Annotated in this window: 8 protein-coding genes and 1 pseudogene; 4 read left to right on the forward strand and 5 right to left on the reverse strand. The window is 58.3% G+C overall.

What is annotated here, in order from left to right; all coding sequences use genetic code 11:
- The coding region (gene purN / locus NW835_RS10995; RefSeq protein ID WP_414415306.1) for a phosphoribosylglycinamide formyltransferase at window positions 1–533 on the reverse strand (533 nt) is incomplete at its 3' end.
- A gap of 217 nt (window positions 534–750) precedes the next feature.
- Between purN and NW835_RS11000 the strand changes: the two genes are divergently transcribed.
- The 4 genes from NW835_RS11000 (at window position 751) to NW835_RS11015 (ending at window position 3,352) form a co-directional block, all read left to right on the forward strand.
- Window positions 751–1,221: a hypothetical protein gene (locus tag NW835_RS11000; RefSeq protein WP_414364092.1), complete on the forward strand. Its 471-nt coding sequence runs from the start codon at window positions 751–753 to the stop codon at window positions 1,219–1,221.
- Between the two features lie 9 nt (window positions 1,222–1,230).
- Window positions 1,231–1,803, forward strand: a complete 573-nt coding sequence (aat, locus tag NW835_RS11005) for a leucyl/phenylalanyl-tRNA--protein transferase (protein ID WP_414415307.1) — start codon at window positions 1,231–1,233, stop codon at window positions 1,801–1,803.
- A 96-nt stretch (window positions 1,804–1,899) separates the two neighbouring features.
- Window positions 1,900–2,082 (forward strand): DUF3285 domain-containing protein, encoded by a 183-nt coding sequence (locus NW835_RS11010; protein WP_414364094.1) that lies wholly within the window; start codon window positions 1,900–1,902, stop codon window positions 2,080–2,082.
- 136 nt (window positions 2,083–2,218) lie between these two features.
- Window positions 2,219–3,352, forward strand: a complete 1,134-nt coding sequence (locus tag NW835_RS11015; RefSeq protein ID WP_414364095.1) for a histidine kinase — start codon at window positions 2,219–2,221, stop codon at window positions 3,350–3,352.
- Here NW835_RS11015 and NW835_RS11020 read toward each other — a convergent pair.
- From NW835_RS11020 to NW835_RS11035, 4 genes and pseudogenes are all read right to left on the reverse strand, one after another.
- Window positions 3,318–3,818: a fasciclin domain-containing protein gene (locus NW835_RS11020; protein WP_414364096.1), complete on the reverse strand. Its 501-nt coding sequence runs from the start codon at window positions 3,816–3,818 to the stop codon at window positions 3,318–3,320. The genes NW835_RS11015 and NW835_RS11020 overlap by 35 nt on opposite strands.
- A gap of 125 nt (window positions 3,819–3,943) precedes the next feature.
- Window positions 3,944–5,254 carry a CO2 hydration protein gene (locus NW835_RS11025; protein ID WP_414385134.1) on the reverse strand — a complete coding sequence of 437 codons (1,311 nt, stop codon included), beginning with the start codon at window positions 5,252–5,254 and terminating at the stop codon, window positions 3,944–3,946.
- A gap of 123 nt (window positions 5,255–5,377) precedes the next feature.
- Window positions 5,378–6,871, reverse strand: a complete 1,494-nt coding sequence (locus NW835_RS11030) for an NADH-quinone oxidoreductase subunit M (RefSeq protein ID WP_414364098.1) — start codon at window positions 6,869–6,871, stop codon at window positions 5,378–5,380.
- 18 nt (window positions 6,872–6,889) lie between these two features.
- Window positions 6,890–7,390 (reverse strand): annotated as a pseudogene (locus NW835_RS11035) (NAD(P)H-quinone oxidoreductase subunit F); the annotation flags it as partial.

Below are 7,390 nucleotides of genomic sequence, written 5' to 3' on the forward strand. Positions count from 1 at the left end.
GGCAGAACCGGTACGGCTGCTTGCGCCACGATGGGGCCGCTATCCATTTCCAACGTAACCCGGTGGACGGTACAGCCGGTGATTTTCACGCCGTACTCCAGCGCCTGCTCCACGGCCCGCAGGCCCTTGAAGCTGGGCAAGAGGCTGGGGTGGAGGTTTAAAACCCGCTCCGGGTAGGCGGACAGCAACACCTGGGTCACCAAGCGCATCCAGCCGGCCATAATCACCCACTCCACCTGATGCTCCTGGAGCACTTGCAAGATGGCCATGTCCAGCGCCTCCCGGCTGGAATAGTGCCGATGGTTGAGCAGAATACAAGGGATCCCTCTTCGCTGCGCCCGCTGCCGCACGTAGGCGTCTGGATTGTTGGTGATCACGACGGCAATTTGCGCCCGTAGCTCGCCGGCATCGATGGCTTGGGCGATGGCCTCGAAGTTGCTGCCGTTACCGGAGGCCAAGATGCCCAGGATCCCCGGCTGGGGCGGAGCCGGGATCTCGCCGGGGTCTGGCCAGAGTAGGTTAGGCAGATCCATACGAACAACTCGAGGGAAAGTCCGCAGCCCCGCTATTTTAGACCCAGCCGACGCGAGAGATGCGCCAAGAAATGCTGCGATGGGACAGGGGATCCCCAATGGGTGGGGGGATTTTCTGGAGTTTCTGCAAAGATAGGCCAAGCCAATTCCAGGAACTGGGCCTGGATCTTTCGCAGGCTGGTCTAGATTGGGAAGGCATTGACCTTGGTCTGAGAGCATGGCTCCCTTGGGAAAGCGACAGCGGCGATTTTGGCTTTTTGGCCTGATCGTCCTTCTGGTCGGATGGATGGGATCCCTGACGCAAGCGCAGCAGGGCCTCACCCAGGCCCAGTTGGAGCAGGCCCAATACGTGCGCAGTTGCGGCACTTGCCATGTGGCGCTGCCCGCTCAGGTGTTACCCACCGAAACCTGGCGACGGCTGCTACAGGATCCCGGCCACTACGGCCAGCAGATCCAGCCCTTGACCGGCGTGGCTTTACAACTGGCTTGGGGCTATTTGCGGCCTAATTCCCGTCCCCTGCGCCAAGGGGAACCGGTGCCCTATCGCCTGGCTGAGTCTCGCTACTTCCGCGCTTTGCACCCGCAAGTGGACTTTCCTACGCCAGTGCGAGTAAGCAGCTGCGTGGATTGTCACCCCAAGGTCGAGGCGGGGGATTTCGCCAGCCTCTCGCCGGAATGGCAATCTTGAGGGAGGCCCATGGACATAGGCGCTATTCTGGCCGGATATGCCCAGGGCTACTTCCTGATGGCAGACGAAGAAACGGGATCCCTGGCCTGGTATGGCACTAAGCAGCACGCACTAATCCCTTTGGACGAGCGGTTTCACTGTCCCCGTTCGCTGCGGCCTTTGCTGCGCAGCGGTTGCTTTCAGGTGCGGATTAACCGTGCTTTTGAGCAGGTGGTGGAGGGCTGCGCTGCTCGTCCGAAAACCTGGATTAGCCCGCAGTTAAAGCAGATCTACCTTGCCCTGCACCGGGCGGGGTTTGCCCACAGCTTTGAGACCTGGCAGGGAGACACCTTAGCAGGGGGGATCCTGGGCATTGCTTTGGGGGCAGCCTTTATCGGCGAATCCATGTTTTACCGCATTCCCAACGCTTCGAAGGTGGCGCTGGTCAAGCTGGTGGAACACCTGCGGACGCGGGGCTTTCGTCTCTTCGATGCCCAGTTGATGAGCCCGCACCTGGCTCGCTTTGGGGCTTTTCTCATGGACGGACGGGATTACCAGGAGCTGTTGCAGCAGTGCCTGCGGATCCCTTGCCACTTTGACTGAGCCAGGGCTCTGGGAGGCAGGGGGGGTATTTATCAACAACATGGGCGGATTGAGCTAGGTTAAAGGTAGTGCTCAGCTTTTGTTCCGGCCATCCCGATGTCACAGCCCTCTCCTGTCAGCTCCACCTCCGTTGAGGAGGGATCCTCGCCTCAGGTGAGCTATACCCGCCTGGCCATGCGCAACATGGTACGTAAAGGCAAAACCTCTCTCCTGCACTTCACCCTGACAACAGCAGGGTTGCTGGCAGTGTTGGTAGGGCTAGCCTACCTGTTTCACTGAGTTTACTACCTTTGATGTTCCCTCCTAAACTTTTCCCAAGTGTTAGGAAGGTAAAGAACAGGCAGCGAGGGATCCCGGTTTTGTCGGCGGCAACCTCTGCTGCAGACTTCATCTTTGGCCCTTGGGACTTTGGCCTATGCAAACTTCGCTAGATCGCACCTCCACCCGCTCTGGCATTCGCTTACTGTTGTTTGCTCAGGGTCGAGCCAATATCGAGGAACTGGCGGAGCAATTGCGTCGGCACATCCAGGGGCTGCCCGGCCAGTATCCTGCCCATCTGAAGGTGGTACCGCTGGAGGAGCACCCCTACCTAGCAGAGCACTACAAGTTAGTGGTGACGCCAGCCTTGGTGAAAGCGGAGCCTCTGCCGGCTCAGGTCTTGGCAGGCGAAGATCTGGCGACGCAGTTGGAAGTGTGGTGGCCCCGCTGGCAGGGTCAGGCGGCTTTGGTTTCCCACCAGGAAGAGGCGGGTCAAGATCCTGCTCCTCCCCCAACCACCGAGGCGTTGTTGCAAATGTCGGAAGAGGTGTTTTCGCTGCGCCAGGAGCGCGCCCAACTGCGGGAGCAGTTGGACTTCAAAGACCGCGTTCTGGCCATGCTGGTTCACGATTTGCGCAGCCCCCTGACGGCTACAGCCCTGGCGGTCGAAACCCTACAGCAAGGGCGAGAGGGATCCCTGGACAAGGCGGTGGAGCGGCAGTTGTTCGAGCATGCCCGCCAGCAATTGCGCAAGATGGACAGCATGATCACCGACATTCTTGAGTCGGCCCGTGGCAGTGCCTCGGAGCTGCGGATTCGAGCCGTGGAAACTCAGTTGGCCAGCCTATGCCAGCCAGTGATCGAGGAGCTACTGCCTCGCATCCAAGCCAAGCAATTGCAGTTTCAAGCCGATATTCCGGTGGATCTGCCCACAGTTCACGTGGATCCCGACAAGATCCGCCAGGTTATTTTCAACCTGTTGGACAATGCCATCAAGTACACTCCCGCCGGGGGATCCATCCGCCTCAACATCCTCCACCGCACCAGCCAAAAGGTACAGGTGACCGTCAGCGACACCGGCCCTGGGATCCCGGAAGCCGACCAAGAGAACATCTTCTCCGATGCGGTGCGCCTATCCCGCGACCAACAGCAGGAAGGCTATGGCATCGGCCTTTCCCTTTGCCGTCGCATTGTGCGTGCCCACTATGGCCAGATTTGGGTGGAATCGATCCTGGGCAAGGGCAGCAGTTTTCATTTCACCTTGCCGGTGTATCGACTCTGCGGTCGCTAGCAAAGCTTTGGCCCTCGCTTTTCCCTGTTTCTCCCGAGAGCATGATCGGCCAGAACCAGTGGGGGCGCATCAGGATCACGGTGTCGATGACGTGAATGATGCCGTTGTCCGCCTCGATATCTGCCTGGATAACGGTGGCATTGTTCACTTCAAACACATCCCCTTCGATAAACAGATCGATGGGGGATCCCTCCACGGAGCCTACACTTCGATACTTAGCCAGATCCGCCTTTTTCAGGCGACCGGGCACCACGTGGTAACACAAGATGCGGGTCAGTTGGGGGATATTTTGCACCAGGGTGGTAATGGTGCCGGGGGGCAACTTGGCGAAAGCTGCATCCGTGGGGGCGAAAACCGTAAAGGGGCCGGGGCCTTTCAGAGTATCCACCAAGTTTGCCGCTTTCACGGCTGTAACTAGGGTGGAGAAACCCTCAGCAGAAACGGCAATATCGACAATATCAGGCATGGCCGAGATCCTTATTTTCTGAAAGTTGGGATGATAGGAAAGCCAAAGAGACAGGCAGTTGCAGAGCTACCTAGCCTGGACACAATCGAGAAGGGGAAGGGTCAATGCCTGGCACTTGAAGTCGGCTAGCGATAGTTCTGATCCTGAATGTAGGCCAGGCGGGCTGCTTCTCGGATCCCGTATTCTGGTCGGGTGAAGCGATTGAGTTGTCCCTCAAAATAACGGCGGTTCATCATCAAATGCCGCGGATTGGGATCGTCCAAAGGATAGAGAAAAGCTGCCCTCCCCGCCTGGATCACGGCTGAGGTAACGTTGTACATGGAGCGCTGGAAGCTGATCCCAAGCTGGATCAGCATGTCATCTTCACCGCGGCAATGCTTGCGGTAATACTCCACCAAATACTGGGGCAAAAAGTGGTACATATCCTGGTGCAAAAGCGTCGGCGGGATCCCAGCAGTGGCCACCGGAAACTTGTCGGCATAGAGGATCCCGTAGTGGAAGTCCAACTGGTTGGTGGGAACTTGGTTGGCCTGGGCGTTGTAGGACTTGGTGCCGCGGAAGGGAGAGGTGCGATAGAACACAGCCTCTACGTAGGGGAAAGCCGCCTCGTAGAGCCAGGTAAATCCCTTGGATTTGGGCACAATATCGTACCATTCTCCGCGAATGCGCACCCGGTGGTAAATGGGCCGCCCGGCAATGGCGAAGATCCCGTTGACCAAAAAGTTCATTGCCTCCGGCACGCTGGTGATTTTGCCCTCGTCGTAGAGATCGCTCATCTCAAAAAAGACGGGGGCCATCACCTCCCAAAACAGGCCCAGCACCGAATACATGGTGGCCTGGCGGCAGAGTTCCAGAAACATGTCTGGAAAGAGCTTGTACAGGCCGGTCAAGAGAGGATTACCCTGACAGTAGGCGCGGATGGCGCGGTCGGCATTTTGTTTGTATTCCTCGGAATCCATATAGGGATCCAACAGGCCCCCCATATCCCGGTGCCAGAGCATGGCCCGCATACATTCTTCGGCAAATTCCATGTTGATGCGGTCATGCCAGAGGTGATGCAAAATCCGCGGCAGCTTGCGCTTGAGCTCCCCTTTTTCCATGAACTCCAGAAGTTCCGGGTGGGCCGTGGCGGGGCCGCGCCAAATGCGCAAATCGGCATTATCTCCCGCGTAGTGATTGGCCAGCTTTAGGTATTCTTCGGGAATGATGTACTTAAAAAAGGGCAAGGGATCCACAAACACCTGCTCGGCAATGTAGAGCAGATCCCGCCAGTAGAAGTCCATCGGCACCGCATAGGCTTTGTAAAGGCCGATAATTTGCATCAGGTTTTCCGGCGTATCCGGCAGCATGGATCCCCCCGCTTCGAGGCGGTGGACTACATCCGCAAAAGGGTGGGTAGAAGGGGGAAGCTTGCGGGTTGTGAGGGTTGTCGTCATGGAAGAAGTCTCCAACTCTTCAAAAGCTCTGGATCCTTGCGGCCATCCGTCGAGATCTCAATTCGGTCTTGGACGCTTCCTGGAAGTTCTCCGATTGCTTTGATCGCCTCCCGAGAAGGTGACCTAGGGAGAATGGGCAAAGTCACCGGCTGAGGCCAGGATGAGGGTTTGGGCCTGAGCCACCTGGGTGGATAGAGTAAACGCCAACGGTTGCGGCCATTTCACCAGGTTCATAGGCTGGATCCCAAACCAGACAATCAAGGCAGTTAAGATAAAGCCCGGGATCCGCTCCCAACCTTGCACCCGTGGGTAGTAGGCGGTGCGGTTGTCCAATTTGCCGAAGCAGGTGCGGTTGAGCAGGATTACAAAATACACCGCCGTCAAGCCGGTGCCGCAGATGCTGATTAAGGTGGGCAAGGGAAAATCCTGGTAGCTGCCCTGGAAGATCAAAAACTCCGCCACAAAGCCCACCAAGCCCGGGATCCCGGCGCTGGCCATGCCGCCCAAAATCAGCAGGGCACTCACGGTGGGCAGGCCGCGCAGGGGATTGAGCAGGCCGTTGAGCACGTCCAGATCCCGCGTTCCCACCTTGCGCTCCACCAGGCCCACCAGATCAAACAGCAGCGCCAAAATCAGGCCGTGGGAGATCATCTGCACCATCGCCCCCGTCAGGCTAATCGGTGTGGCCGCCGCCATGCCCAGCAGGATATAGCCCATATGGCCAATGGAGCTGTAGGCCACCATGCGCTTGATGTCTTTTTGGGCGATGGCTGCCAAAGCTCCCGACAGCACAGCAATGGCCCCCCACCAGGCCAGGATCTCGCCCAGATCGGCCCAAGCTTGGGGAAACAACTGCAGCCCAAAGCGAAACAGACCATAGGTGCCCAACTTGGAGAGCACCCCACCCAGCAGGATCGCCACCGGCGGCGAAGACTCGCCGTAGGCGTCGGGCAGCCAGGTGTGGAGAGGCACCAGCGGCATCTTGATGCCAAAAGCCACAATCAACGCCAAGAGTGTCAGGGTTTGGGCAGCAGGGCCCAGAGAGCTAATGCGAATCTCGGCCAGCTCAAAGGTATGGGGATCCCCTAGCCAGTAGATGGCCAAAAACGCCCCCAACAGGAAGATGGCAGAGACAGCGGTGTAAATCAAAAACTTGATGGCGGCGTAATCCCGCTTGGGGCTGCCCCAGATGGAAATAAGCAGGTAGATCGGGATCAGCACCAGCTCGTAAAAGAGGAAAAACAAGAGCAGGTTCTGAGCGGCAAAAGCCCCGTTGACCGACCCGCTCATGAGCAAAATGCAGCCGTAAAAGAGATTGGGCCGCTTCACTTCCGGCTCCGCCGTCAGAATGGCGATGAGGGTGAGCAGCCCGTTCAGGGCCACCATCAACAAAGACAGCCCATCCAAGCCCAGGGAGTAGCTCAGCCCAATTGGCGGGATCCAATCCCACCGCTGCTCCCACTGCAAGCCGGTCGCCTGCAAGTCGAAGCGGGTAAATAGGAACAGGGAGATGGCCAGCGGGATCGCGGCCAAGACCACCGCCAGCTTTCGCCCTCCCAAGCCCAGGAACAGGAGCAGGGATCCCAAGATCGGCAACACAATCAAGGCACTCAGCATGGTTTCTACCCCCTCGATCTACCCAAGCCTAGAAAACCACCAACCCAGCAAGGCCACCCCCACCACAATGGTCAGCACATAGGCCTGCAACTGGCCGGAGGTGGTGTATTTCAGGACTTGGCCGCCTGCCAGCACCACCAAGCTGGTCAAATTCACCAAGCCGTCCACCACGTAGCGATCAAAGAGAGCCGTGACATCAGAGATGATGCGCACCAAAAACACCACACTGGCTCGGTAGAGCTTGGGAGTGTAGAAGTCGTTGGCCAGCAGATCCTGCCAGTCAGCCAAGAAAGCCCAGTCCACCGGCCGCCGCTCCCGCGGTAGGTACAGCCAGGCTCCCAAGGCGATGCCCGCCAAGCTGGATCCCGTCATCACTCCAACGGGGATCCCTTCTAGGGTGGGAATGAGATCCAGCGCCGCCAGGATTATAGGCATGTGCAGCGCCACTCCCATGGTGACTGTGCTGGGCAACATCATTGGCCAATGCACCTCTGGGGAACGCTCGCTCATCTGCTGTGG

This window comes from Synechococcus sp. OH2 (genome assembly GCF_047462155.1).
GTDB lineage: Bacteria > Cyanobacteriota > Cyanobacteriia > Thermostichales > Thermostichaceae > Thermostichus.

What these genes read in the sequence shown, in the direction of transcription:
- NW835_RS11025 (WP_414385134.1), bottom strand. Translation starts at nt 5,254, where the DNA reads ATGACGACAACCCTCACAACCCGCAAGCTTCCCCCTTCTACCCACCCT.
- NW835_RS11020 (WP_414364096.1), bottom strand. Translation starts at nt 3,818, where the DNA reads ATGCCTGATATTGTCGATATTGCCGTTTCTGCTGAGGGTTTCTCCACC.
- NW835_RS11015 (WP_414364095.1), top strand. Translation starts at nt 2,219, where the DNA reads ATGCAAACTTCGCTAGATCGCACCTCCACCCGCTCTGGCATTCGCTTA.
- NW835_RS11000 (WP_414364092.1), top strand. Translation starts at nt 751, where the DNA reads ATGGCTCCCTTGGGAAAGCGACAGCGGCGATTTTGGCTTTTTGGCCTG.
- aat (WP_414415307.1), top strand. Translation starts at nt 1,231, where the DNA reads ATGGACATAGGCGCTATTCTGGCCGGATATGCCCAGGGCTACTTCCTG.
- NW835_RS11010 (WP_414364094.1), top strand. Translation starts at nt 1,900, where the DNA reads ATGTCACAGCCCTCTCCTGTCAGCTCCACCTCCGTTGAGGAGGGATCC.
- NW835_RS11030 (WP_414364098.1), bottom strand. Translation starts at nt 6,871, where the DNA reads ATGCTGAGTGCCTTGATTGTGTTGCCGATCTTGGGATCCCTGCTCCTG.